Source organism: Streptomyces sp. NPDC104581, assembly GCF_055583685.1.
The window spans coordinates 17,380-42,904 of record NZ_JBVJNN010000025.1 but is presented as its reverse complement, the minus strand read 5'-3'; the positions used below and the strand labels follow the sequence as shown (position 1 = coordinate 42,904).

The window sequence follows — 25,525 nt, the reverse complement described above, 5'->3', positions numbered from 1 at the left end:
GGGTGGGGAGAGACTGTTTGCGCATGAGGGTAAGTCCTACCGTGACGTAGATCCGACGCAGTGCCGAGGATCACCCTCCCGAGGGGTACGGGCATGGGACGATTCGGCCCATGCCAGCGGTGTCCGCACTCCTTGTCCCTTACGCCTCCTACCTGCGCGTGTACGAGCCCCTGGCGGCTTTTCCGGAGCCGGAGAGAAGCCACTGGGCGCGTTACGCGGCCCGGGGGCGCACGCCGACCGCGCAGGACGAACTCCGGCGCTCCCTGGCCGACTTGCTGCCCATCCCGCCCGTCCCGGTGCCCGTCCACGAGAGCGCCGACGCGTTCGTCACGGAGGTCGACGGCGTGGTGTGCGTCTGCCCGTGGCGCACCCGGCTGCGCGGCTGGCTGGCCCTGGAGTCGCTGGTCGACACGCTGCCCCAGCCGCTGCTCGACTCGGTGCTGCCGCCGGTGGTGCGCGGGCAGGCGGCGGCGGACTTCGAGCAGTGGCGCGAACGCAATCCGGACGCCCGGCCGTGGATCAGGACGGCGGTCTGGCAGGTGCCGGTGCGCTGGTTCACGCTCTTCGCCGACGACGAGCGCGAGTACCGGGCGCGGGAGCCCGACGGCACCACGGCGCCCGCCCTGCGCTACCGGACCCCGATGGTGCAGGCGCGGCGGCGGCTGGCGCGGGCGCTGAAGGCGCTGCGGGAGTCGGTCGACGAGGGGCCGCTCATCGAGGGCCTCATAGACGTGGGCCGGTGGCTGGAGGAGTTCCACCCGCGCTCGCTGGTCGAGCTCGACTACGGGGGGCTGGTGCACGCGCTGACCGGTCCGCAGCTCGCCGACGACCGTTCGGCGGCGGACGTGGCGGCGGGGATCGCCGCGCTGCGGGCCGGTGACGGCGAGGCCGCGGGTGAGGCGTACGAGCGGCTGGCTGAGCGCTGGCGGGCGATCAGGGACCGTCAGTTCGCCAACTGAGGGCGGATCCGGGGCCGGGAGGACCACCGGACGGGACGGGCGTTCCACGCCCCGGGGACTTAGGCCTCTATCCGGTTGCTAAGCCCCAAGGGTGACGGACCGCACTTACGGGGCTCTTGCGCCCATCACCCACCCTCGTGTCAAAATAGGACAAGGAGTCCGGGGAGGGCTCCTTCCGTCCGAGTATGGGCGGAATGCTCGTCATTGCGCTCTATAGGGGGTCTGGTGACTCCTGATTGCTCCTGTGACTGATCGTCACTGCGGCGTAACTGTCCGCTATGGCATGGTCCATCGGCTTCCGTCGTTGATGAACACCTGAGAGGGCAATTCCATCGGTTTGGCCGACGAGGCTGGACGGATGGTGTAGTTGTAGTGCCGAGGACAAGCCGTTCGTCCTATAACCGACTCGGCCCGCGTCCGCCATTTCGGGCAACGCGGGTCAAGGTGCAGAATTTAGAGGAAAGAACCGAGATGGTTCGGTTCTCCCGAGGAGGCCGCTCATGACCGCTCGCACCCCTGATGCCGAGCCGCTGCTGACGCCGGCTGAGGTTGCCACGATGTTCCGCGTGGACCCGAAGACGGTCACACGCTGGGCAAAGGCGGGCAAGCTCACGTCCATCCGCACGCTCGGTGGGCATCGCCGGTACCGCGAGGCTGAGGTTCGCGCACTGCTCGCGGGTATTCCGCAGCAGCGCAGCGAGGCCTGAAAGCCTCGTCAGGGCACAACTGACAACCAATCAACCCAACTGGGCACCCGGGTCCCCAATCCGGTCGTCCTCGCTCCATAGCTCCACATTGATTCACAGAGCTTTGCACAGCTCCACATGACGGGCACCTGCCCCAACAGGTCCCACGCCCCCGCGACACGGGGCAAGTCACTTCGATCGCGCTGGACTCCGCCGGGTCCAGCGCGATCTTTTTTGTGCTGTGGAGGGGGAGTTGGGGTGGTGTCGGGGTGGCGTGAGTGCGGCCCCGGGGGTCGCCGGGGAGCCCTTCGAGGCAAGTGCAATTGCACATACTAAATTCGCCGCTTGTAGGCGAGGTGTAAGCGCAGCCGTTCCGGAAACGTCAGTGGTGACACCCGTCACAGCGCGAAACCCTTGCCAACTCCCGCTCTACCGCCTAGTGGAAGTCGGAGTCCGCTTCCGGTGTGCCGGGGGTGCTGTCCGGCGCGGAGCCGTCGCTCGTGTCCCCGGCGTCCGGAGCGGCGGGTGCGACAGGCTCCATGGCGAGCCGCTGGAGGCGATGACAGACGGCGCAGTGCCGGGTGAGATGCCGATAGCCCGTAGCGGCCGCCAGATGGGCGCGCAGGAGCGCGCGGGTCTCGTGTCTCGCCACCGATGCCGCCATGCGCACCACCCCCGGTACGAGGCCCGCGCCGCCAGGGAGGGGGCCTCTTCTGATGTACCCGCGCCACGGAGCACCGTCAACCCAACACGCGGCAATGGGGCCCGTGTCCGGGGCGGGACGACGGAAACCGCGGCCACCGGACGCGGAAATCCCGGACGGCGTGCCGGGACGACGAAGAAGCCCGCATTCACGAGAATGCGGGCTTCTTCACTGCACTGCGGTCCTGACGGGATTTGAACCCGCGGCCTCCACCTTGACAGGGTGGCGAGCACTCCAAACTGCTCCACAGGACCAGAATTCGCTGCTCCGGCGCGATTCCCACCGGCGGCTGCGAAGTCAGACTGTACAGCAGGTCGGAGGGTGCGGTCGAACCGGATCCGTCCCCCCGGGGAGCTACGGCACCGCCGCGTCGATCGCCTTCACGATCCGCTTGTCCGACACCGGCTGCGCCGTGCCCAGCGCGTGCGCGAAGTAGCTCACCCGCAGCTCCTCGATCAGCCAGCGGATGTCCAGGGCCTGCCGCGGCACCGGCAGCCCGCGCGGGAACTGTTCGAGCAGCCACGCGTACTCGTCGCGCATCTCGTGGACCTTCTCCATCCGCGTGGTGTCGCGCTGGACGTTCGTCGGCATCTGCTGGAGCCTGCGGTCCGCCGCCACCAGATAGCGCATCAGGTCGGGCAGCCTGCGCAGACCGGTGCGGGTCACGAAGCCCGCCGGCACCAGCTCCGCGAGCTGGTCCCGCACGTCCTGGACGTTGTTGATCAGGACCAGGCTGTTCGTGGACTTCAGACGCCGCTCGCACGCCTGCCAGGCGGCCAGGATCTGCTCGACCTGCCCGATGGTGCGCACGGTCAGATCGACCAGGTCGGCGCGGACCAGCTCGTACAGCTTGCGGAACGACTCCTCGTCCCACGCCGGCCCCCCGTGCTCGGCGATCAGCCGGTCCGCCGCCGCCGTGGCGCAGTCCTCGAACAGCGCCTGGACCGAGCCGTGCGGGTTACGGGACAGGGCCAGCTTCTGCTTGTTGGTGAGGGTGTCCGAGGCGAACTTCGCCGGATTGACCGGGATGTTGAGCAGGATCAGCCGCCGGGTCCCCTGCCACATGGCCTGCCGCTGCTCTGCCTCCGTGTCGTAGAGCCGTACGGCCACCGTCGCGCCCTGGTCGACCAGCGCCGGGTACGCCTTGACCGGCTGGCCGGCCCGCCGGGTCTCGAAGGTGCGCGAGAGCGTGCCGATCGTCCAGCCGGTCAGGCCGGAGCGCTCGACCGACTCGCCCGCCGGCCCCGCCACCGCCGCGGCGGCCTGCGAGAGCGCCTTGCGCGCCTTGGGCCGCAGCGCGATCCGCAGCGCCTCCAGGTCCTTGTCCTCGGCGATCTTGCGGCGCCGCTCGTCGACGACCCGGAAGGTGATCTTCAGATGGTCCGGCACCCGGCCGGGATCGAAGTCGTCCGCCGTGACGGGCACACCCACCATCCGCTGGAGCTCGCGCGCCAGCGTCACCGGCAGCGCCTCCTGAAGAGGCGCCGCCCGCTCCAGGAACTTCTTCGCGTAGTTCGGCGCCGGGACGTAGTGGCGGCGGATCGGCTTCGGCAGTGAGCGGATCAGCTCCACCACCACCTCCTCGCGCAGCCCCGGGATCTGCCAGTCGAAGCCCTCGGACGTGATCTGGTTCAGCACCTGGACCGGTACGTGCACGGTCACACCGTCCGCGTCGGCCCCCGGCTCGAACTGGTACGTCACGCGGAACTTCAGCCGGCCCTGGCGCCAGGAGTCCGGATAGTCGTCCTTCGTGACGGCGCCCGCCGCCTCGTTGATGAGCATCGAGCGCTCGAAGTCGAGGAGTTCGGGCTCCTCCTTGCGCCTGTGCTTCCACCACGAGTCGAAGTGCGCGCCGGAGACCACATGGCCGGGCACCCGCTCGTCGTAGAAGTCGAAGAGCGTCTCGTCGTCCACGAGGATGTCGCGGCGTCGCGCACGGTGCTCCAACTCCTCGACCTCGCCGAGAAGTTTGCGATTGTCATGGAAAAACTGATGGTGCGTCCGCCAGTCGCCCTCGACGAGCGCGTTGCGGATGAACAGGTCCCGCGACGCCTCCGCGTCGATCCGGCCGAAGTTCACCTTGCGCCGCTCGACGATCGGTACGCCGTACAGCGTGACCTTCTCGTACGCCATCACGGCCGCCTGGTCCTTCTCCCAGTGCGGCTCGCTGTACGTGCGCTTGATCAGGTGCCCGGCCAGCGGCTCGATCCACTCGGGATCGATCCTCGCGTTGACCCGCGCCCACAGCCGGGACGTCTCCACCAGCTCCGCCGACATGATGACGCGCGGCGGCTTCTTGAAGAGGGCCGAGCCCGGGAAGACCGCGAACTTCGCGTTGCGGGCGCCCACGTACTCGTTCTTCGCGCCGTCCTTCACATCCTTCAGCCCGATGTGCGACAGCAGCCCCGACAGCAGTGAGATGTGCACGGACTGGTCGGGCGCGGGGACGTCGTCGTTCCCGTCCCGCTCGTCGACCCTCATCCCCATCTGCCTGGCGACCGTGCGCAGCTGGGAGTAGATGTCCTGCCACTCACGGATGCGCAGGAAGTTCAGATACTCCGCCTTGCACATCCGGCGGAACGCGGAGGAGCCACGCGCCTTCTGCTGCTCGCGGACGTAGCGCCACAGATTCAGGAAGGCCAGGAAGTCGGAGGTCTCGTCCCGGAAGCGGGCGTGCTGCTGGTCGGCCTGGGTCTGCTTCTCCGAGGGGCGTTCGCGCGGGTCCTGGATGGACAGCGCGGCGGCGATCACCATCACCTCGCGCACACAGCCGTTGCGCTCGGCCTCGATGACCATGCGGGCCAGACGCGGGTCCACCGGCAGTTGCGAGAGCTTGCGGCCGAGCTGGGTGAGCTGCTTGCGCTGATCCTTCTGCGCGGCGTCGAACGCGCCCAGTTCCTGGAGGAGTTGGACACCGTCACGGATGTTGCGGTGGTCCGGCGGGTCGATGAAGGGGAACTTCTCGATGTCGCCGAGGCCGGCCGCCGTCATCTGGAGGATCACGGAGGCCAGGTTCGTACGGAGGATCTCGGCGTCCGTGAACTCGGGCCGCGCCTCGAAGTCGTCCTGTGCGTACAGCCGGATGCAGATGCCGTCCGACGTACGGCCGCAGCGGCCCTTGCGCTGGTTGGCGCTGGCCTGCGAGATCCGCTCGATCGGCAGGCGCTGGACCTTGGTGCGGTGGGAGTAGCGGGAGATACGGGCGGTGCCGGGGTCGATCACGTACTTGATGCCCGGCACGGTCAGTGACGTCTCCGCCACGTTCGTCGCCAGCACGATCCGGCGGGTCGCGCCGCCGCCGGGTCTCTGGAAGACCCGGTGCTGCTCGGCGTGCGAGAGGCGCGCGTACAGAGGCAGCACCTCGGTGTGCCGGAGCTTGCGCTTGTCGAGCGCGTCGGCGGTGTCACGGATCTCGCGCTCGCCGGAGAGGAAGACCAGGACGTCACCGGGCCCCTCCGACTGGAGTTCGTCGACGGCGTCGCAGATCGCGGTGATCTGGTCGCGGTCGCCCTCGTCGCCGTCCTCCTCGAGGAGCGGGCGGTAGCGGACCTCGACCGGGAACGTGCGGCCCGAGACCTCCACGATCGGGGCGTCACCGAAGTGGCGGGAGAAGCGCTCGGGGTCGATCGTCGCCGAGGTGATGACGAGCTTGAGGTCGGGGCGCCTGGGGAGGAGCTGGGCGAGATAGCCGAGCAGGAAGTCGATGTTGAGGCTGCGCTCGTGGGCCTCGTCGATGATGATCGTGTCGTACGCGCGCAGGTCGCGGTCCGACTGGATCTCGGCGAGCAGGATGCCGTCCGTCATGATCTTCACGAAAGTCGTGTCCTGGTTCACCTGGTCGGTGAAGCGGACCTTCCAGCCGACAGTCTCGCCGAGCGGGGTCCTCAGCTCGTCCGCGACACGCTCGGCGACGGTGCGCGCGGCGATCCGGCGGGGCTGGGTGTGGCCGATCATGCCCCGCACGCCCCGGCCGAGTTCCATGCACATCTTGGGGATCTGGGTGGTCTTGCCCGATCCCGTCTCACCGGCGACGATCACGACCTGGTGGTCGCGTATCGCCTCGAGGATCACGTCCTTCTTCTGGCTGACGGGCAGTTGTTCGGGGTACGTGATCGCCGGCATCCGGGCCGCGCGGGCGCGCACGCGCTCGGCGGACCTGCCGGCCTCGGCCGCGATCTCGTCGAGAACGGCCTGCCGGGCTTCCGGCTTGCGGATGCGCCGGACGCCTTCGAGACGGCGGCCGAGGCGCTGCGAGTCGCGCAGCGACACCTCGGCCAGCAGGGACTGAAGGTCGGCGAGGGAAGTAGACATACCGAGCCCAGGGTCTCACCCGGGCCGGGCCGGTGGCGAACCCATTTCGCGGGTCAGGTCCCCGGAAGACCGATACCCCCGCCGAGACGCTCGGCAGGGGTATCTCGTATCAACTTGCGAAGAAGAGTGGCTGGGGCCGGGATCGAACCGGCGACCTATCGCTTTTCAGGCGATCGCTCGTACCAACTGAGCTACCCAGCCACGCGGCTCTCGCGAGCCACAGCGGTCCTGACGGGATTTGAACCCGCGGCCTCCACCTTGACAGGGTGGCGAGCACTCCAAACTGCTCCACAGGACCAAGCAATGTGCGAGACGAGTCTCGCACACGGTGTTGCGTGCCCCCAACGGGATTCGAACCCGTGCTACCGCCTTGAAAGGGCGGCGTCCTGGGCCACTAGACGATGAGGGCTAAGGGCCCGCCTGGGCGCTTGGCAGCGCGTCGGGGACGTGAGAAGCATATGGGATGCGGGGACCTATCGCCAAAACGGTTTACCGGAACGGCTTACCGGTCGGTTCACCGGCCGGGGGAGGGGGAGCCGGAGGCGGGCGCGGGCGGTTCGTCCGGGCGGGACGCCGGAGGCGATCCGGGCGGTGAACCGACCGGTGAACCCGACGGTGAACCCGACGGCGACGGGTCCGTACCCGGTACGCCCGCCTCCTCCGGAAGATGACGGCTGACCTCCGCCGTCGTCAGCCCCAGACCGCCCAGCGTGATCTCGTCCCACGCCTGGAGCCGCTTCGTCGAACTGTCCAGATAGAGCAGCGAGGCCCGCACTTTCTCCGGCTCGTCGTTCTGCACGGCGCGCAGCCCGCCGCCGCCCGTCGAACCCTCGACCTTCAGCCGCGTACCCAACGGCATGATCTCCGTCTCGCGGCGGTGGACATGGCCGGCCAGCACGAGCGGGACGGTGCCGTCGGTCTCCCTGGCCGCCGTCGGGTTGTGCGCGACGGCGATGTCCACCGGGGTGCCCGCCCGCTCCTGGTCACGGATGGCCGACGCGAGCCGTACGCCCGCCATCTCCTCGGCCGGGTCACCGCCCCTGGCCAGCGAGCGGTCCGGGGTGAACTGCGGGTCGCCCGTGCCCGCGACCCGGATCCCGGCGACGGTGACGGCGCGGCCGTTGTCGAGGACATGGACGTTCTTCAGGCCCGACAGGTACTTCTGGGTGTCGGCCGAGTCGTGGTTGCCGCGTACCCAGACGTACGGGGCGCCGAGATCGGGGATGGGGTCGAGGAAGCTGTTCTCGGCGGCGGAGCCGTGGTCCATCGTGTCGCCGGAGTCGATGATGAGATCGATCTTGTACTGCTCCACGAGCGAGCCGATGATGTGCCAGGCCGCCGGGTTGAGATGGATGTCGGAGACCTGGAGGACGCGCAGGGTGCCGGGGTCCGGCTGGTACGAGGGCAGCGTCGACGTGGCGTCGTACAGCTTGGTCACATTGGTGACGAGCCGCGCCAACTCCTTCTGGTAGACGTCGAATTCGGTGACGATCGAGCGCGCGCTGCCGACCACCTGCGGGGCCGACGAGAGCAGCCCGGAGAAGCGGGGCTCCAGCACGGACTTCGGGTTCCAGGTCGCGAACGCGGTGATACCGGCCGCGCTCAGCAGCGCGAGCGCCAGGCCGCCGGCGGCCAGCGCGCGGCGCGGGCGGCGGTAGACGGCCAGGCCGAGGGCGGTGGCGCCCGAGACGACGGCGACACAGGACCGTACGGCCAGCTCCGTCGTACCCGCCGCGACGTCGTTCCCGACCTCCGCCTGGAGTCCGGCGAGGCGTTCGGGGTGCTCGACCAGGGCCTGTGAGCGGACCGGGTCGAGCTGGTCGACGTCCACGTCCAGCCGGATCGGGGCCGTGTGGGAGTCGAGTTCGAGCGCCCCCAGCGGCGAGACGTTGATCTTCGTGCCACCGGTGAGGGAGGGCCGCAGGGTCATCTTCGTGTCCATGGGGCCGACCGGGGTCCGCACACTGCCGACGATCAGCAGCCCGAGCCAGGCGCCGAACAGGACGACGGCGACCAGGCCGAGCGCGCGGGTGTACGGGTGCGGGGAGCTGACGAGGACGCTGGTCGGGCCCTCGCCGCGGGATCGGTAGTGCCGCCGCATTCGGCTGATCGCGGAGATCGCGGCACGGAACGGGACACGGCGTACGTCGCGGGCCATTGATCGCGTATGCCCGGAGCGGCGGGCGATCATGCGTGGGCACCGCCTTTCCCCGATCCGGGTGACCTGCGTGACAATGGCCGGGTGCTGGAGATGACGCGCGAGGAGTTCGAAGAGCTGGTGGCCGAGGCGCTGGACCGCGTTCCGCCGGAGCTTATGCGGCTGATGGACAACGTCGCGGTATTCGTGGAGGACGAGCCGGATCCCGCCGCGGCGAAGGAGTCGGGCGAGGACTTCGACCCCGATCTGCTCGGGCTCTACGAGGGCACTCCGCTGACCGACCGCGGCGAGTGGTACGCGGGGGTGCTGCCGGACCGGATCACGATCTACCGGGGGCCGACGCTGCGGATGTGCGAGACGCGCGAGGACGTGGTGGCGGAGACGGAGATCACGGTGGTGCACGAGATCGCGCACCACTTCGGGATCGACGACGAGCGGCTGCACGAGCTGGGGTACGGGTGAGCGGGGATCCGGGGGACCCGTCCCCGGAGCCGGTCGACCTGCCTCTGGAGCCGGCGGACCCGCCGCTGGAACCGGTCGACCCGGACGTCGATCTGCGGGTGCCCGGCCAGCGCGCCGAGACGGCCGGGCACCGGCTCTGGCAGGTGCTGGCCGTCATCTCGGCGGGCGGCGCGGCCGGCGCGACGGCGCGGTACGGGGCCGAGCGGCTGTGGCCCACCGCCGACGGCGCCTTCCCCTGGACGACGTTCCTGGTGAACGTCGTGGGCTGCGGCCTGATCGGTGTCCTCATGGTGCTGGTCGCCGAGGGCGGCTGGTCGGCGCATCCGCTGCTGCGGCCGTTCCTCGGGGTGGGGGTACTGGGCGGCTTCACCACGTTCTCGACGTACACGCTGGACTTCCTGCGGCTGGTGCGGCACGGGGAGGCGCCCGCCGCCCTCGGGTACGCGGCCGCGACGCTCGTGGGCGCGATGGCGGCGGTCTGGCTCACGGCCACGGTGACGCGGCGCCTGGTGGGGCCGGTGGCGGGGCGGGGGGCGGCGCCGTGAACTGGCTGCTGGTCGTCGTGGGCGGCGCGATCGGCGCGCCGCTGCGCTATCTGACGGACCGTACGGTGCAGACCTGGCACGAGACCCTGTTCCCCTGGGGCACGTTCGCCGTGAACGTGGCGGGGAGTCTGGTGCTGGGGCTGCTCGCCGGGGCGACGGTGTCCTCGGCGGCGTACGCCCTCGTCGGTACGGGGCTGTGCGGGGCGCTCACGACGTACTCGACCTTCTCCTACGAGACGCTGCGGCTGGCCGAGCGCGGGAAGGGGCTGCTGGCCGGCGCGTACGTCTCGGCGTCGCTGCTGGTGGGCCTGGGCGCGGTGTGGGCCGGCTGGGAGCTGGGCGCGCTCTGAGGGGGCGCCCGTGGGGCTGCCGTGACTCGGTTGGGCCCCGGGGAGCGTGTCCCCCGTGGGGAAAAGGAAGTTGGGCAGGGCAATCAATCCCCGCCGCCGGGCGTTCGTCGGTGGGGTGAGCCGCTCCACGCCCCCGGAGGTGCCCGCGTGCGCCAGTTGCCCGCCCCAGGCCGTCTGTCCGCCTCCGGCCGTCTCGCCGTCTGGATCGTCACATCGGTGGCGGTCGCCACCGCCACCGGCTGCATGAGCGTCGGCCACGACGAGGGGAAGCCGGCCCCCTCGCGATCGGCCGAGCGCAGCGGGGCCGCGGCCGAACAGGACGGCGGTACGGCGGCCGACACCGGCGCGACCCGGCCGGCCGACGACCGCGGCGGCGCCGGTCCGAAAGGCGCCGAAGACACCGGCGGGCGCGGTGGGAAGGGGAAGCCGGGCGACCCCGAGGCGCCGGACGACCCGTCGGCCGAGCCGTCCAAGGGCCCCGACGGCAAGCCGCTGCCCCCCGCCCCGAAGCCGCCGGGCGGCGAGGTGCCGCCCGCGGAACAGCCGACCAGGACCCCGCCGGCGCCCTCCGAGCCGCCTCCGCCGGCCCCGGACCCGGAGCCCCCGGCACCGCCCGAGCCGAGCGGGCCGGCGGAGCCGCCGTCGGCCTCCCCGATGGCGGACGTACGGACGAGCGCGCTGTCGCCGGGCGACGGTGCCGGGATGCGGAAGGAGCCGACGGCTTCACCCCAGCTGGGGCCGGTGTGACGCGGATCGTACGGAAGCGGTTTGCCAGGGAGGGGGAGCGGTGCGTATGGTAGTAGATCGTTTGATCATTGCCCGGCGCCGACACAGAAGAGCGCCGCGTGGCGCGTACTCTCCCTTGCCGTGGCTGACCGCATTGAGGCGGTCGATTTGCGAATCACGGAGTTTGGGCGCGTGCCGAGACTCCGGAAGGTTTCGCATTTCGCATGTCCATTTCCAGTACTGACCGCGCCGTCATGCCCGAGCACGACTTCGACGACTCGATCCAGAGCGTCGGGAACGTCGAGCCCATCGCGGCGGAGACGGCCGAGGCCACCGCCTCCCCCGAGGCCCCGAAGACCCCCGAAATCACCTTCGGCGACCTGGGGTTGCCCGAAGGAATCGTCCGCAAGCTCGCCCAGAACGGCGTCGTCGCGCCCTTCCCGATCCAGGCCGCGACCATCCCGGACGCCCTGGCCGGCAAGGACATCCTGGGCCGTGGCCGCACCGGCTCCGGCAAGACCCTCTCCTTCGGTCTGCCGCTGCTGTCCACCCTCGCCGACGGCCACACCGAGAAGAAGAAGCCCCGCGGCGTCATCCTGACCCCGACCCGCGAGCTGGCGATGCAGGTCGCCGACGCCCTTCAGCCGTACGGCGACGTGCTCGGCCTGAAGATGAAGGTCGTCTGCGGCGGTACGTCGATGGGCAACCAGATCTACGCGCTGGAGCGCGGCGTCGACGTCCTCGTCGCCACCCCCGGCCGGCTGCGCGACATCATCAACCGCGGCGCCTGCTCGCTGGAGAACGTCCGGATCGCGATCCTCGACGAGGCCGACCAGATGTCCGACCTGGGCTTCCTGCCCGAGGTCACCGAACTGCTCGACCAGGTGCCGGCCGGCGGCCAGCGCATGCTCTTCTCCGCCACGATGGAGAACGAGATCAGCACGCTCGTCAAGCGCTACCTGAAGAACCCCGTGCACCACGAGGTCGACAGCGCGCAGGGCAACGTCACGACCATGAGCCACCACGTGCTCGTCGTGAAGCCCAAGGACAAGGCGCCGGTCACGGCGGCGATCGCCGCGCGCAAGGGCCGCACGATCATCTTCGTCCGTACGCAGCTCGGCGCCGACCGTATCGCCGAGCAGCTCCGCGACTCGGGTGTGAAGGCGGACGCGCTGCACGGCGGCATGACGCAGGGCGCGCGCACCCGCACGCTGGCCGACTTCAAGGAGGGTCACGTCAACGCGCTCGTCGCGACCGACGTGGCCGCCCGCGGTATCCACGTCGACGGCATCGACCTGGTCCTGAACGTGGACCCGGCCGGTGACCACAAGGACTACCTGCACCGCTCGGGCCGTACGGCGCGCGCCGGCAAGTCCGGCGTCGTCGTCTCGCTGGCCCTGCCGCACCAGCGCCGCCAGATCTTCCGGCTGATGGAGGACGCGGGCGTCGACGCCGCGCGTCACATGGTCGCCGGGGCCGGCGCGTTCGAGCCGGAGGTCGCCGAGATCACCGGCGCCCGTTCGCTGACCGAGGTCCAGGCCGACTCCGCGAACAACTCCGCCAAGCAGGCGGAGCGCGAGGTCGCCGACCTGACCAAGGAGCTGGAGCGCCTCCAGCGCCGCGCCGGCGAGCTGCGCGAGGAGGCCGACCGCCTCGTCGCCCGCGCCGCGCGTGAGCGCGGGGACGACCCGGAGGCGGCGGTGGCGGAGGTCACGGCCGAGGCCGCGGCGGCCATCGAGGAGGCGGCGGCAGCCGCCGCCGTACCGGCGCAGACGCCCCGCGACGAGCGCGGCAACTACGCCCGCCGGGACGACCGCAGGGACGAGCGTCGTGACGACCGCGGTGAGCGCAGTGGCCGTGGTGGCGCCCGGGGTTACACCCCTCGCGACGGCGGCGGTGACCGTGGCGGTTTCCAGCGCCGTGACGACCGCGGTGGCGATCGGGGCGGCTTCAACCGCGACCGCAACGACCGCGACCGCGGTGGCTTCCAGCGCCGCGACGACCGGCCCGCCGGTGGCGGTTTCCAGCGCCGTGACGACCGTCCGGCCGGTGGCTTCCGCCGCGACGACCGCAAGGAAGGCGGCTTCAACCGCGACCGCCGCGACGACCGCCGCGACGGCGCCCGCCCCTTCGAGCGCCGCGAGCACCGTCCCACCGGTGACCGCCCGTTCAACCGCGACCGCCGCGACGACCGTCCCTCGGGCGGCTTCCGCTCCGGTGGCCACGACCGCCCCTCGGGCCGCCGCGACGACCACCGCGGAGGCACGACCGGCACGGGCACGGGCTCGTTCGGCCGCCGCGACGACAAGCCGCGCTGGAAGCGCAACGGCTGACGGCCCGACACCTGACACGACGGGGCCCCTACCGCACCCACCGGCTGCGGCAGGGGCCCCGCCCCGTACCCCCTGATCCACCCCTCCGCACCACCACCGGGGGATACCCGATCGGCTCGCCGCCCCGGGCGGGCTATGCTCGTGGATGACTCGCCGAGGGCCGTTAGCTCAATTGGCAGAGCAGCGGACTTTTAATCCGTTGGTTGTGGGTTCGAGTCCCACACGGCCTACCAGGAAAGCCCAGCTGGGGAGCTGTATCGCCGTGGTCTTCCCCCTCTGGGGGGCGGATTCCGGAGATCGTCGCGACGCATGGCCCGATGACCGGGCGAGGAAGGGTTCTCGCGCCGCGGGGCACCTACCCGAGAGGAGTGCGTTCCGGCATGACCTACTACCTCGCCGGCGTGCCCGTCCACTTCACCGACGGGCCCACGAAGAACGTACTGAGCGACCTGAACACGGCCCTCGCGCCCTACGACCCCCGCGGTTCCCGAGGCAGCCTCTCCTGGCGAGACGACGCCGGGGACATCACGTTCAACCTTGTGGTCGAGACCGCCGACGACGAAGAGGCGAAGAGCAGAGCGCGGGAGACCGTCGCCGCCGCGCTGTTCGACATCGGTCGGCTGAACGACACCACCACCGTGCGCGAAGACGGCATCCAGGTAATCCCCTGGAAGTAGCGCCATCCACCCGGGCCCGGTGAGGTCCCGGCTCAGGGGCCCGAGGGCTCAGGAGTTCGGAGGGACGCGGCGCGGCTGTGTGGACTGGCGGGTGACCGCGTGGGAGAGCTGCGCGCAGAGGCGCTCGATCTCCTCGTGGGTGCGGTTGCGTTCGGTGACCACCGCCGTGAGGACCAGGGCGGTGAGCGAGACCGTGCCGTTGAACGCCTGGAGCGTGACCATGTTGGTCAGCAGATTGTGGTCTTCGAAGGGGCCGGTCATCCGGCCCGAGGCGAGGATCGCGAGCGTGGAGACGGCCAGGGCGCACGGTGCGGCGCCCGCGCGTTCGAAGCGGAACGAGGCCCAGATCAGGAACGGGAAGACGAGGAAGAGCAGGGACGAGCTGGCCGCGTTGGTGGCCAGGTAGGTCACGGCCAGGGTGCACGCCGCGAGCGCCGCCGCCTCGGCCCAGACCAGGAGCCCGACGGCGGGTGGCCACCGGGCCCATCGGATCACGAGCAGGAAAGGGGTGACGACCAGTACGCCCATGGCGTCGCCCGTCCACCACACGGACCAGGTGGGCCAGAAGCCGTCGGCCGACAGGGCGCCCGAGAGGAAGAGCGTGCCGCTGCCGACGGTCGCGCTGATCAGCATCGGTCCCAGGGCGCCGAGGAACACCAGGGCCACCGCGTCGCGCAGCCGGTCGAGGTCGTTGTGGAAGCCGGCGCGGTGCAGCAGCAGGTAGGAGCAGACCGGGGCGAGGGTGTTGCCGGCGACGATCGCCAGTACGGACCAGGCCGTGGGGCTGATGGTGACGTTGACCGCGAGGGCGCCGACGGCGATGCCGGGCCAGACGCGCTTGCCGAACAGGAGCAGGGCGGCCACCGAGATACCGGTCGGCGGCCACAGGGGCGTGACCTGACCGCGCACCAGCTGCTGGAGCAGCCCCAGCCGGGCGGTCGCGTAGTAGAGGGCGGCGACCGCCAGGATCGTCAGGGCGGTGGGTCTGTGCCGCCGGAGCTGTGAGCTGTCCACCACATCAGCATCAGACACCACCCCGGGTCCCCCGGGCCGGACGGACGCGCCGGTCCCACCGTGCTGACGGCGCTCTACCGGGCGCCGGCCGGGCCGCCGTGGCGGACGACGAGAACGGCGGCGTCGTCGTCGTGCCCGGTGCGGTCCGCGACTCCGATCACCCGCGACGCCAGGATGTCGGGTGCGACACCGCGTCCGGCGCCCACGAGCCCGGCCACCTCGTCGAGGCCGTCCTCCAGCGGGAAGACGGGCCCTTCCACGACGCCGTCGGTCACCAGGACGAGGTAACCGGGTTCCGTCAGACGCCGGTGGACCACCGGGTACTTCTGGCCGGGCAGCACCCCCAGCGGGACCCCGCCGGAGTCCAGGGAGACACCCGAATCGCCCGAGTCGGTGCCCCACACCATCGGTACGTGGCCCGCCCTGGCGATGGCGAGATCGCCGGTCCCCGGGGCGAAGCCCAGCAGGCAACAGGTGGTGAAGAGATCGGTGCCGAGTGAGATCAGCAGGTCGTTGGCGCTGGCCAGCACCTGCCCCGGGTCACGGGTCACACTGGCCAGGGCCCGGAGGCTGGCGCGGGCCTCTCCCATGAAGGCGGCGGCCTCCACCCCGTGGCCCTGCACATCGCCGATGGCCATCCCCGCCACCCCGTCGCTCATCGGGAAGGCGTCGTAGAAGTCGCCGCCGACCGCGAGACCGTCCTGGGAGGGCGAGTACCGGGCCGCGAGCCGGACGCCCGGAAAGTCGGGCAGATGGGAGGGGAGCATATGCCGCTGGAGCGCCATGCCCAGCTCCGCCCGTGCCTGCTGGAGCCTGATGTTCTCCATCGCCTGGTCGACGAGGCGCCCGAGCGTGACGAGGAGTTCCTGGGTGCTGTCCGGCTCTCTGCGGTCTCGGCTCATGGCGTCCCCGGCGTTCCGCGTTGCGATCGCTTGCCTTAAACCCTAGCCCGGTCGCCGCCACCTGGCGCGTACGGCCGGTAGCCGCCGGGCCGTAGCGCGCGTACGCGGGAGGCGCCGGACCGAAGGGCCCGCGGGCCCACACCGGGGCCCAACCCCGTGGAGCGCCCTCCGTAGCGGCCGGGGCGGCCGGCCGCGGAGCCGGCCCGTCGGACGGCCGCCGGAGGGGCCACGGCGTACGTACGGGGAACATCCGGCGGCCTTCGAGGAGTCGCCGGTCAACGGCCGGATGAACGTATGCCGCTTCGCCCGTGGTGGCGGCCGTGCTGGGCCCGTGGACCCTGCCGTATGGGCCCTGACCTGCTCATACGCTGCTCGCGCTCGGGGGGTGGCAGACGACGGCGTGAGGTGGGAGAACGGATGAAGAGGGCCCGCGGGTTCCGGTGGCGGCAGGCGCGTCCGCGAATACGGAACCGGATACGGAGACGGGGCGATCCGCTCCACCGTGACCGGGGGCAGAGCGGCGCGGAGTACGCCGCGGTGTTCGGGGTCGTCTCCATGATCGTGCTCGCCGTCGTCGGTCTGAGCCTGCCCGAGGAGGAGGCGACCGGGCTGAAGAGCGCGGTGTGCCGCGTCCTGCACCCGCTGAGCGGGGACGAGGCGTGCGCCACCGGCGACTTCGCGGACGGCGGGGACGGTGGGGACGGGGGAGAGGGTGGCGGGGGCGGCGAGGGCGGGGACCCCTTCGTACCGAACGGCGACCCGTTCGAGCCCACGAGGTGTCTGCTGTCCCAGGAGCAGACCAAGACCACCGTCGTCGTCCAGATCTTCTTCATCAAGATCAGCAGCTCGGAGACGGTCAAGCTCCAGCAGTGGTCCGACGGCACCGTCACCCTGGAGCGGATCACCGAGACCGGCGGCGGGGTCACGGCCAGTATCTCCGCGGGCATCCGCGGTCTGGAGGACTGGGGCGGCAGCGCCAAGCTGAGCGGTACGTATCTGGCGGGCAGCGGCAGCGGCGGACAGTGGCTGTTCTCCGGGAACAAGACCGGCGATCCGCAGAAGGACCTGGAGCTGAATCTGGCGGACGCCAAGCAGTTCACCGAGTACCTGAAGGCCCAGGACGAGTGCAACTCCCGCCCCGCCGGGCCCCGTTCCTCCGAACTCGGCATGATCTGCGGTTACCACGCCGGCAAGAAGAAGCCCGATCTGCCGCCGGAGAAGGCCCCCGACGTCGACATCACCAAGACCAGCGTCGAGGCGTCCGGCAACGCGAACTTCGGCGGGAAGTTCAAGAGCGGCGGCAAGGGCGGCAAGGACTCCGGCGACGGCCCGAAGGATCTGGGCAAGATCTCCGGCGAGCTGGCCAACGGCACGATGACCGAGGACGTCGTCGTCATGCGTGCGCACACCGGACCGAACGCGGGGAAGATCACCTTCGTCTACACCTTCACCGTCAAGGGGTCGGGCGGCGTGGGCGGGGTCGCGACCGGTGAGCGGATGCAGCAGGTGGCGGTCACCTACGACGCGGCGACGTACGACCAGGAGGAGGCGGACGGCAAGCCGCACCGCCCGGAGAAGCTGATGATCACCACCAGCGAGGAGGCCGGCGGTGGCGGGGGCGTCAAGGTCGAGGGAGGCGCCAACGCCGGTCCCGTGACGATCGACGTCGGCGGCGGTGGCGGGTCCACCCAGTCGAAGATCCACACCGAGACGGCCGAACTCATCCTCGACAACGACGCCGACAGCGTCCTCGTCGAGGACTGGCTGCGCGGCAACGGCGACCAGCCCGCGAAGAACCCGCTGCCCTCGCCCACCGACGCGGCCGAGGTGCCGGGCCCCGACGCGAGCCCGCTCGAACGGCTCCTGCACGAGAAGGGGAAGCTCAGCAGGCTCGACTACCAGGCCAACACCGACTGGTGGAACGCCTCGCTGGGCATCGGATTCGGCATCTCCGCCGGGCAGTTCACCCTCGGGTTCAAACTCTTCGGGATCGACATCACCCATGAGGAGAAGACCCAGACGATCACCGGGAATCCCACCTACGCCACGGGGCCCAAGAGCGGCGGCGCCCGCCCGTGGGTGGAGTGGAAGAACTGCAGCAAGATCAAGCCCATCCCCACCTGACGCCGCGTGGCCGCCGCCACCGGGCGGTGGCCACGCCGCGCCCCGGACCTGCGCGGGCCTGCCCGGACGGTACGGAGCCCGGCCAGCCCGGACCTGCCCGGGCCGTACGGAGCCCGGACCCGCGCGGACCCGCCCGGGCCGTACGGAACTCGGACCCGCCCGGAACCGCCCGGACGGTACCGAGCCCGGACCTACCCGGATCCCCCGGGGGCCTGCGTGGACCCGCGCGGACCCGCGCGGGCCATACGGAGCCCGGACCTACCCGGACGGTAGGGAGCCCGGACCTGCCCGGACCCGCGCGGGCCTGCGCGCCCCCCGGAACCCGGCCCCCCGGGGCCTGCGCGGGCCCGCGCGGAACCGCCCGGGCCGTACGGAAACCGGTACTGCCCGGACCGTGCGGCGGGTCCGGGCCGTACCGAACCCGGGCGGGTCCGGGCAGTCCGTCGCGGGTCAGGGGCGCGGGGCGGACCCGGCTCTCGCCGCCGGACGTCCGGCGGTCCGTCAGCCGGCCCGCAGCGCGTCGAGGAGCCGGCCCAACGCCGCCCGCGTGTCGGTGAGGTCCGCAGGGTCGGCCGAGGTCGCCAGCCACAGGGCCGCCTCGTTCATCGCGCCCGACAGCAGATGGGCGAGGGGCGCCACCGGCTGGGCGGCGATGACACCCTCGTCCACGAGCGCGGTCAGCGCCTCCGTCAGATGGCGGGCCGACGACGCCTCGTCCATCGCCCGCCACTCGGTCCAGCCCAGTACGGCGGGCCCGTCGACGAGCATGATCCGCTGGATGTCGGGGGCTGTCGTGGCGGTGATGAACTCCTGGCAGCCCGCCACCAGTTGCTCCCAGGAATCGGTCCGTGCGTCGGCCGCCCCCGCGACGCGCCGGCCCACCTCGCCCTGGACGTCCTCCAGTACGGCCCGGAACAGCGCGGTCTTGCCGTCGAAGTGGTGGTAGAGCGCCCCCTTGGTCACACCGGCGGCGGTGACGATCTCCGCGAGGCTCACCGCGCCGTACCCGACCTCCGCGAAGAGCCTGCGGCCCTCGCGCAGCAGGGTCAGTCTGGTCTGCTCCCGCTGCCGGGCCCTGGCCCCGTGCTCCTGCGGCATCGCGCTCCCCTCCATTGACATACCGACGGTATGCGAATAGCGTCATTCGCGTACCGATGGTATGCGAAAGGAATGCGTCATGGAGCTGACCAGCTTCTATCCCGTGATCGCCACCACGAGGCTCCGGGAGTGCCGGGACTTCTACACCCGGTTTCTGGGCTTCGAGACGACGTTCGAGGCCGACTGGTACGTGAGCCTGCGACGTCCGGGGACCGTCCCGTACGAGCTCGCGCTCCTCGACCCCGGCCACCCGACGCTGCCCGAGGGCTACGGCAGACCCGTCCGGGGTCTCCTCCTCAACTTCGAGGTGGCGGACGTGGACGCGGAGTGGGAGCGGCTCGTCGACGGTGCGGGGCTGACCCCCGTACTCCCGCTGCGCAGCGAGGACTTCGGGCAGCGGCACTTCATCGTGGCCGACCCCGCCGGGGTGCTGATCGACGTCATCACGCCGATCGAGCCGGTGGGGGAGTTCGCGGAGCAGTACGTGGGCTCCGACGGGGCGCGGATCTAGCGGATCCGGCGGATCCGGCCGCACGGAACGCGGGCCGTCCGGCGCGTACGAAGGCCCCGACCGGCGCAGGGGAGCGGTCGGGGCCTTCGGCGGGGCGTCGCGGGCCGCGTTCCGTACGGATCATCCGGCTGGTGCGGGTCGTACGGACCGGCTCCGGGGGTCAGCTCCGCGGCGGGCGGTCGTCGCCGGGCGTGGGCCGCTCCCGGGAACCGAGCTGTTCGTTGAGCTTCGCCTGAGCCGTGTCGACCTGGCTCCTGTACTTGTCGCCGGTCTTCCTGTCGACGGCGTCACCGGCCTTGTCGACACCTTTGCGCACGGTGTCCTCGTGGCCCTTGACCAGGCCCTTGAGCTTGTCGAGCATCGACATGACTCGTCCTCCCTAGTGGGTTCACCTCCCAGCATCGGGGGGTGTGTCGTATCCCGCATCCGGGGGCGACAAAGTGCCCCCAAGGGTCCTTAACCGGTTCATTTCGCGGTGATCCCCGGGCAAAGACCTGACCCCGAGGCTGCGCCCGGGGCGCGGGAGTCGCACTCTTGACCGTATGAGTGACACACCGATCGTCGTGCACCGGCCGTCCGGGACGGGCGGCCGGCGCGTCACCGTCCGCGGCCGGATCATGGGACTCGCGCACAACGACGACCATCTGATCGAATTCCTGCGGCTCGCCGGGCTGCCCGACGCGTGGGAGCTGCTCGACGATCCCGCCTGGGTCGAGTGGCAGGGCGGGCTGCCGCACGAGTACGGCTCGGGCTGAACCGGTCGCCCGCCACCGCCCGTACGGTTCCGTACCGCCCGCCGCGTCCGGTCGCCCGCCCGCCGGTCCCGCGCCGCCGCGTATGCCCACCCGCGCCGGTCGTGCTCGTTCAGGCCGGCTGCCGCAGCTCCGCCACGATCGGCGGCAGCTGCGTGAGCGTGTCGATCCTCCAGTCCGCCGCCGCGACGACGTCCGGATCGTCCGCCGTCAGATAGCCCCACGGTCCCCGCCGCAGATGCGCCGCCCGCAGCCCGGCCCGCTGGGCGGGGAACAGGTCGTGCATGGGGTGGTCGCCCACGTACAGAATCCGTTCCGGGGTGGTGTCCGCCGCCTCCAGGACCCGGGCGAAGAACTCCGCCGACGGCTTCGCCACGCCCCACTCGCCCGACGTGACGACCAGATCGGCCGGCAGGTCGAGGCCCCGCAGCAGCTCACCGGCCTTCACGGTCTGGTTGCCGGCGATGATGACGCGCGCGCCGAGCTGGTGCAGTCCGGCAAGGGCCGGCCGTACGTCGGGATAGAGATCGGACTCGTCGAGGTGCTCGCCCCGGCCCGCGGCCTCCCTGGCCCGGTACGCCTCGCCGACGTCTATGCCGGGTTTGATGAGGTGCAGGGCGTCGGCGTTGTCCCTGCCCTGTGCGGTCACGGCGCCCACCAGCGCGGAGACGGTGTGGCGGGGGACGCCGAGCCAGTCGGCCCAGGAAGCCCAGTGGCGGTCGTCGCGGACGAGGGTCTCGCCGACGTCGAACACGATGGTCTCGATCACCGGCCCAAGCGTAGGGGCTGAGCGGCTCCGGACGGTGGCGATACGAGGACGTGGGGTACACGCTCTGCCGATTGTCAGTGGCTGGCCGTAGCCTTACTCCATGTCAGCTTCCTCTGATGCCCGTGCTTCCGTCCGTCCTGCCGCCGTTGTCAACACGGAGATCCGTGCCCTGTGGGCGCGGGCCGGCCGGACGCTGTCCCCCGCCGAGCAGGACGAGTATCAGCGGCTTCTGGTCGAGTGGGCGGCCGCAGTCCACGCCGATGTGGTCGAGGCCGCTTAGGCCGATCGGGGCCCCGGACGGGAAAATGGAGATGATCTTGGTCCGGATGGCGTAAAGTTGAACTCAACGACGCGGGGTGGAGCAGCTCGGTAGCTCGCTGGGCTCATAACCCAGAGGTCGCAGGTTCAAATCCTGTCCCCGCTACTGGTTGAGGACGAAGGTCCGGATCCACTGGATCCGGGCCTTCGCCGTATGTCCGCTCCTCCCCCCGTAGTCGGCCGCCTCTGGCGCATCACCTCGCCGCGCCCGCCCCGCGGAATCGGGCTTGACCTTTACGCAACGTCAAGATTTAGCGTTCCGGACATGGAGTGGTCGATCCAGGACATCGCGAAGAAGGCCGGCACGACGAGCCGGACGCTCAGGCACTACGGCGAGCTGGGGCTGCTGACCCCGAGCCGGGTCGGCGGCAACGGCTACCGCTACTACGACCAGGACGCCCTGGTCCGGCTCCAGCGGATTCTGCTGCTGCGTGAGCTGGGCCTCGGCCTGCCCGCGATCGCCGGGATCCTCGACGGCCAACAGGACACGGCCGCCGCACTGCGCACCCATCTCTCGCTGCTGGAACAGGAGCGAGAGCGGGTGGGACGGCTCATCGCCTCGGTGCGGACCACTCTCCACAAGACCGAGAACGGAGAAGAGCTGATGGCCGAGGAGATCCTCGACGGCTTCGATCACACGCGGTACGAACGCGAGGTGACCGAGCGGTGGGGCCGCGACGCCTACGAGAAGGGGGATCGCTGGTGGCGCTCGCTGAGCGCGAGCGAGCGGCAGGAGTTCATGTCCCGGCACGAGGACATCGCCCGGGACTGGGGCCGGGCCAGGAAGGAGGGGCGCGCCCCCGACAGCGAGGAGGCGCAGGCGCTCGCCCGCCGCCACTACGAGTGGCTGTCGGCCACGTCCACCGTCGGCAGGTCGTATGTCGTCGGGGTCACCGCGATGTACGTCGACGACCCGCGCTTCGGCCGGAACTACGACAAGTACGAGGAGGGCGCGGCCGTGCTCGTACGGGACGCGATGAAGGTGTTCGCCGAGCGTCATCTCACCGACTGACGGCCGCCCCGGGGCTCCGTCCGTAGGCCAGTCGGTCGACGGCCGGGTAGCCGCTGGGCGCGGAAAGAGTGAGCCTGGAAGGGCGCGGTACCGTGCGCGGCCGTCGACGGACCGGGCGGGAGACGACTGGTGGGGCACCTGAGAGACAACGGAGACGACGGGCCAGCGGGCGGCGGGAGCGGCGACCGTTCCCGGGAGGGTGCCGTACGGCGTCACCGCGGCCCCGCAGGGTCCGGTCTCCGCGGTCTCAGGGACACCGTCGAGCGGGGAATCCGGCGTGGGTTCCGGCGGGCCGACGCCGGATTCCGCGAGGCGGAGATGCCTCCGGAGGACCCCGCCTGGAACACCCCCAGCGCCCTGGACAAGCACCCGCCGGGCTTCGGGCCCGAGGATCTCCAGCCGGGCGGGCGGCGGCGCGGCCGGCACGCGGCCCGCTCGCCGCACCCGTTCGTGGAGATCCTGCCCGTGCTGATCATCGTGGTGGCGATCGTCCTGGACCAGGCGACGCCGACCTCCATCACCGCATCCCCGCTCTTCGCGTCGGCGCCGCTGGTGGCCGCGCCGTTCTTCTCGTTCGCGCGCACCCTGCTCGTCGGCGTCGTGTCGGTCGCCGCCATCCTCGGCCTGCACTTCTACAACGGCACGGCGGGCGGGATCGAGACGATCACCGAATCGCTGACCGTCTTCACCGTCTCCGTGCTCGCGCTGGCCATCAACGGTGTCGTGCGCCGCAGCGGCGAACGGCTCGCCTCCGCGCGGGTCATCGCCGAGGCGGCGCAGCGCGCCGTGCTGCCCACACCCGCGCCCCGGATAGGCGGGCTGCATATCGCGGCCCGTTACGAGGCGGCCGAGGAGGGCGCGTTCATCGGGGGTGACCTGTTCGCCGTCCAGGACACGGCGTACGGGGTGCGGCTGGTGGTCGGTGACGTACGCGGCAAGGGCATGGGCGCGGTCGAGACCGTGGCCGTCGTCATCGGCGCCTTCCGCGAGGCCGCCGAGCAGGAGAGCTCGCTCGAAGGGGTCGCGCAGCGGCTGGAGCGGGCGCTGGCGCGCGAAGGCACCCGGCGCAGTGGGATCGATCTCTTCGAGGGGTTCACGACCGCCGTACTGGCGGAGATCCCGCACGTCGAGGGCATGGTGCGGGTGGTCAACCGCGGGCACCCGGAGCCGATGGTGATCGCCGCCGACGGCGCGCTGACGGTCCTGGTCCCGTCCGACCCCGCGCTGCCGCTCGGAATGGGCGAGTTGGGGGCGTGGCCGGACCGGGCGGACGAGGTCCCGTACGGGTCCGGATCGACGCTGCTGCTCTATACGGACGGTCTCACCGAGGCGCGCAACGCGGCGGGTGTCTTCTACAACCCGCGCGAACGGCTGGCGGGACGGATCTTCCCCGGTCCGGACGAACTGCTGGAGGCGATCGTCGGGGACGTACGGCTGCACACCGGCGGCGGCAGTACGGATGACATGGCGCTGCTGGCGGTCAGCCGGCCGGCAGCGGGGCAGCCGGAGCGGCGCAGGACGATGCCCGTCGTGCCGTGAGTCGCCCCGTGGTCGCCCCGTCGCGCTCCCCGTAACACCGGTGGCCGACCACCGACCACCGACTACCGGTTGCCGGGGCGGTGTCGTCATCCGGTCCGGCACGCTGTGTAGTCGAAGCGCACCACTCCGCATAACATTTGACGCACCGTCAGTTCGAGTGTGCGATCACACACGGCCCGCAGGGCGATCAACTCGCCCGATTGTGCCCGCTTGTGGGCCGGTTGATCCTGCCCGTCATCGCTAATGATCACCCGGAACAGCTTGGAATAAGCGCCGGTCGTCTATTAACGTTCGATAACGCAGCGCGGTTGTCCCAGCCGTCGAAAGAGACGGCACCGTGCGCACGCGCCGAATTCCGCGAGGAAACCGGGGAACCACCAATTGGGGTGAATCGGGCGCCTCTTGTTCGCTTCGTGCGGTCAGGAACGCCCGTAGGAGACCTTCCTGCTCCGAACCCGTCAGCTAACCCGGTAGGCGAGAAGGAAGGAAAGGAGAGCGCCCCAGTGGCGTCCAACAGGCCTGCCCCCGAAGCCTCAGCCCCGGCCCATTTCGGCCCCGGCAGCCGGCTCACCGGCACCGATCACAGCAACGGCGAGGCGAGCAGGGACTGGGAGGAGTGGAATCCCACCGCGGAATCCATCCGTCCCGTACGCGGCAAGCACCGTGTCGCCAAGCAGCGCAACGCTCTCGCCCGCAGCTCCACGGTCCTCGGAGTGGGTGTCATCGCCGCGGTCGGCGCGGGAGGCATCGCCTCTGCCCAGGACAAGCCAGCGGTCTCGATATCACTTCCCGACGCGATCTCGGACAGTTTTCCCGACGCCAAGTCCCTTCCCGGCGTCGGGACTTTCATGTCCGACGGCGACAAGAAGAGCGACGAGACGCCCTCCCCGCTCACCACGGCGGCCCTCACCGCGGCGGACGCCCAGCAGGGCACCACCGACTCCGGCGAGGCGCTGCGCGCCCGCATCCTCCAGCAGGCGGAGCAGCAGCAGGCCGAGGCCGACGCAGCCCAGAAGGCGAGCGCCGAGGCCGCCGCGGCCGAGCAGGCCGCGGCCGAGGCCAAGAAGCAGCAGACCGACGCGGAGGAGAAGGCGGCCGAGGAGAAGCGCAAGGCCAAGGAGGCGGCGGAGGCCAAGGCGGAGAAGGAGCGCCTGGAGAAGCTGGCCGCCAGCTTCTCGCTGCCCACCTCCTCGTACACGCTCACCTCCACCTACGGCCAGACCGGCTCCATGTGGTCCTCCGGCCAGCACACCGGCCTGGACTTCGCGGCCCCCACGGGCACGCCCACCAAGGCCGTCCACACCGGGACCGTCAAGTCGGCGGGCTGGTCCGGGTCGTACGGTTACCGCGTCGTGCTGGAGCTCGACGACGGTACGGAGATCCTGTACGCCCACCTGTCCTCGATGACGGTCGGCGCCGGCCAGAAGGTCACCACCGGCGAGACCATCGGACGCGTGGGAGCCACCGGCAACGTCACCGGCCCTCACCTGCACCTGGAGGTACGGACCGGGGGCGGCAGCGGGGTCGACCCGCTGAGCTGGCTGCGCGGCAAGGGCCTCACTCCCTGACCGCCTCC

23 protein-coding genes, 6 tRNA genes and 1 riboswitch are annotated in these 25,525 nt (G+C 71.0%); of the genes, 17 read left to right on the top strand and 12 right to left on the bottom strand.

Annotated features, from left to right (window positions below):
• The first annotated feature begins 110 nt into the window (after positions 1–110).
• Entirely contained in the window at positions 111–959 is an 849-nt protein-coding gene (locus tag ACZ61E_RS21060; RefSeq protein WP_469701357.1) for a DUF8083 family protein, read from the top strand.
• Positions 960–1,459: 500 nt separating this feature from the next.
• Positions 1,460–1,666: a developmental transcriptional regulator BldC gene (gene bldC / locus ACZ61E_RS21055; RefSeq protein WP_003949541.1), complete on the top strand. Its 207-nt coding sequence runs from the start codon at positions 1,460–1,462 to the stop codon at positions 1,664–1,666.
• Positions 1,667–2,081: 415 nt separating this feature from the next.
• On the opposite strand, the gene ACZ61E_RS21050 is transcribed toward bldC, so the two are convergent.
• The 7 genes from ACZ61E_RS21050 to ACZ61E_RS21020 form a co-directional block, all read right to left on the bottom strand.
• Positions 2,082–2,309: a DUF6274 family protein gene (locus ACZ61E_RS21050; protein ID WP_469701356.1), complete on the bottom strand. Its 228-nt coding sequence runs from the start codon at positions 2,307–2,309 to the stop codon at positions 2,082–2,084.
• A 218-nt stretch (positions 2,310–2,527) separates the two neighbouring features.
• Positions 2,528–2,602: transfer RNA gene (locus ACZ61E_RS21045), tRNA-Asp, on the bottom strand.
• 100 nt (positions 2,603–2,702) lie between these two features.
• A complete protein-coding gene (gene hrpA, locus ACZ61E_RS21040) occupies positions 2,703–6,659 on the bottom strand; it encodes an ATP-dependent RNA helicase HrpA (RefSeq protein WP_469701355.1) in 3,957 nt (1,318 codons plus the stop codon).
• A 127-nt stretch (positions 6,660–6,786) separates the two neighbouring features.
• Positions 6,787–6,860, bottom strand: a tRNA-Phe gene (locus tag ACZ61E_RS21035).
• Positions 6,861–6,882: 22 nt separating this feature from the next.
• Positions 6,883–6,957: transfer RNA gene (locus ACZ61E_RS21030), tRNA-Asp, on the bottom strand.
• Between the two features lie 38 nt (positions 6,958–6,995).
• A tRNA-Glu gene (locus ACZ61E_RS21025) sits at positions 6,996–7,068 on the bottom strand.
• A 105-nt stretch (positions 7,069–7,173) separates the two neighbouring features.
• Positions 7,174–8,817: a metallophosphoesterase family protein gene (locus ACZ61E_RS21020; protein ID WP_469701354.1), complete on the bottom strand. Its 1,644-nt coding sequence runs from the start codon at positions 8,815–8,817 to the stop codon at positions 7,174–7,176.
• Between the two features lie 84 nt (positions 8,818–8,901).
• Between ACZ61E_RS21020 and ACZ61E_RS21015 the strand changes: the two genes are divergently transcribed.
• The 7 genes from ACZ61E_RS21015 (at position 8,902) to ACZ61E_RS20985 (ending at position 13,910) form a co-directional block, all read left to right on the top strand.
• Positions 8,902–9,279, top strand: a complete 378-nt coding sequence (locus ACZ61E_RS21015; RefSeq protein WP_469701353.1) for a metallopeptidase family protein — start codon at positions 8,902–8,904, stop codon at positions 9,277–9,279.
• A 44-nt stretch (positions 9,280–9,323) separates the two neighbouring features.
• Positions 9,324–9,824: a fluoride efflux transporter FluC gene (locus ACZ61E_RS21010; RefSeq protein ID WP_469701403.1), complete on the top strand. Its 501-nt coding sequence runs from the start codon at positions 9,324–9,326 to the stop codon at positions 9,822–9,824.
• Positions 9,821–10,174 carry a fluoride efflux transporter CrcB gene (gene crcB, locus ACZ61E_RS21005; RefSeq protein ID WP_469701352.1) on the top strand — a complete coding sequence of 118 codons (354 nt, stop codon included), beginning with the start codon at positions 9,821–9,823 and terminating at the stop codon, positions 10,172–10,174. Before ACZ61E_RS21010 ends, crcB begins: the two co-directional genes overlap by 4 nt.
• Positions 10,175–10,321: 147 nt before the next feature.
• On the top strand, positions 10,322–10,921 hold the full coding sequence (locus tag ACZ61E_RS21000) for a hypothetical protein (protein WP_469701351.1): 600 nt from the start codon (positions 10,322–10,324) through the stop codon (positions 10,919–10,921).
• 233 nt (positions 10,922–11,154) lie between these two features.
• Positions 11,155–13,233 (top strand): DEAD/DEAH box helicase, encoded by a 2,079-nt coding sequence (locus tag ACZ61E_RS20995; RefSeq protein WP_469701402.1) that lies wholly within the window; start codon positions 11,155–11,157, stop codon positions 13,231–13,233.
• Positions 13,234–13,390: 157 nt separating this feature from the next.
• Positions 13,391–13,466 (top strand) — tRNA-Lys (locus ACZ61E_RS20990).
• Between the two features lie 147 nt (positions 13,467–13,613).
• Positions 13,614–13,910, top strand: coding sequence for a hypothetical protein (locus tag ACZ61E_RS20985; RefSeq protein ID WP_469701350.1), 297 nt, complete (start codon positions 13,614–13,616; stop codon positions 13,908–13,910).
• Positions 13,911–13,958: 48 nt separating this feature from the next.
• Here the strand turns inward: ACZ61E_RS20985 and ACZ61E_RS20980 are convergent, their stop codons facing one another.
• Positions 13,959–14,942: an MASE1 domain-containing protein gene (locus tag ACZ61E_RS20980; RefSeq protein WP_469701349.1), complete on the bottom strand. Its 984-nt coding sequence runs from the start codon at positions 14,940–14,942 to the stop codon at positions 13,959–13,961.
• A 56-nt stretch (positions 14,943–14,998) separates the two neighbouring features.
• On the bottom strand, positions 14,999–15,826 hold the full coding sequence (locus ACZ61E_RS20975) for a PP2C family protein-serine/threonine phosphatase (RefSeq protein WP_469701348.1): 828 nt from the start codon (positions 15,824–15,826) through the stop codon (positions 14,999–15,001).
• 417 nt (positions 15,827–16,243) lie between these two features.
• Here ACZ61E_RS20975 and ACZ61E_RS20970 point away from each other — a divergent pair, with 417 nt between their 5' ends.
• On the top strand, positions 16,244–17,950 hold the full coding sequence (locus tag ACZ61E_RS20970) for a hypothetical protein (protein WP_469701347.1): 1,707 nt from the start codon (positions 16,244–16,246) through the stop codon (positions 17,948–17,950).
• Between the two features lie 501 nt (positions 17,951–18,451).
• Here the strand turns inward: ACZ61E_RS20970 and ACZ61E_RS20965 are convergent.
• Positions 18,452–19,048, bottom strand: coding sequence for a TetR/AcrR family transcriptional regulator (locus ACZ61E_RS20965; RefSeq protein ID WP_469701346.1), 597 nt, complete (start codon positions 19,046–19,048; stop codon positions 18,452–18,454).
• 79 nt (positions 19,049–19,127) lie between these two features.
• Here ACZ61E_RS20965 and ACZ61E_RS20960 point away from each other — a divergent pair, with 79 nt between their 5' ends.
• Entirely contained in the window at positions 19,128–19,559 is a 432-nt protein-coding gene (locus ACZ61E_RS20960) for a VOC family protein (RefSeq protein ID WP_469701345.1), read from the top strand.
• A gap of 160 nt (positions 19,560–19,719) precedes the next feature.
• On the opposite strand, the gene ACZ61E_RS20955 is transcribed toward ACZ61E_RS20960, so the two are convergent.
• Complete coding sequence (locus ACZ61E_RS20955) at positions 19,720–19,926, bottom strand: antitoxin (protein ID WP_469701344.1); 207 nt, start codon at positions 19,924–19,926, stop codon at positions 19,720–19,722.
• 175 nt (positions 19,927–20,101) lie between these two features.
• Here ACZ61E_RS20955 and ACZ61E_RS20950 point away from each other — a divergent pair, with 175 nt between their 5' ends.
• The gene (locus tag ACZ61E_RS20950; protein ID WP_078076432.1) at positions 20,102–20,314 is read left to right on the top strand and encodes a hypothetical protein; all 213 of its coding nucleotides are present in this window, start codon (positions 20,102–20,104) and stop codon (positions 20,312–20,314) included.
• A 109-nt stretch (positions 20,315–20,423) separates the two neighbouring features.
• Here the strand turns inward: ACZ61E_RS20950 and ACZ61E_RS20945 are convergent, their stop codons facing one another.
• Positions 20,424–21,080: an HAD family hydrolase gene (locus ACZ61E_RS20945; RefSeq protein ID WP_469701343.1), complete on the bottom strand. Its 657-nt coding sequence runs from the start codon at positions 21,078–21,080 to the stop codon at positions 20,424–20,426.
• A gap of 100 nt (positions 21,081–21,180) precedes the next feature.
• Here ACZ61E_RS20945 and ACZ61E_RS20940 point away from each other — a divergent pair, with 100 nt between their 5' ends.
• From ACZ61E_RS20940 to ACZ61E_RS20920, 5 genes are all read left to right on the top strand, one after another.
• Positions 21,181–21,360: a hypothetical protein gene (locus ACZ61E_RS20940; protein WP_078076433.1), complete on the top strand. Its 180-nt coding sequence runs from the start codon at positions 21,181–21,183 to the stop codon at positions 21,358–21,360.
• Between the two features lie 70 nt (positions 21,361–21,430).
• A tRNA-Met gene (locus ACZ61E_RS20935) sits at positions 21,431–21,504 on the top strand.
• A 159-nt stretch (positions 21,505–21,663) separates the two neighbouring features.
• Complete coding sequence (locus ACZ61E_RS20930) at positions 21,664–22,410, top strand: MerR family transcriptional regulator (RefSeq protein WP_469701342.1); 747 nt, start codon at positions 21,664–21,666, stop codon at positions 22,408–22,410.
• A 318-nt stretch (positions 22,411–22,728) separates the two neighbouring features.
• Positions 22,729–23,949: a PP2C family protein-serine/threonine phosphatase gene (locus ACZ61E_RS20925; protein ID WP_469701341.1), complete on the top strand. Its 1,221-nt coding sequence runs from the start codon at positions 22,729–22,731 to the stop codon at positions 23,947–23,949.
• Between the two features lie 336 nt (positions 23,950–24,285).
• A riboswitch (cyclic di-AMP (ydaO/yuaA leader) is annotated at positions 24,286–24,441 on the top strand.
• Between the two features lie 11 nt (positions 24,442–24,452).
• Positions 24,453–25,517 (top strand): M23 family metallopeptidase, encoded by a 1,065-nt coding sequence (locus ACZ61E_RS20920; RefSeq protein WP_469701340.1) that lies wholly within the window; start codon positions 24,453–24,455, stop codon positions 25,515–25,517.
• The last annotated feature ends 8 nt before the right edge of the window (positions 25,518–25,525 follow it).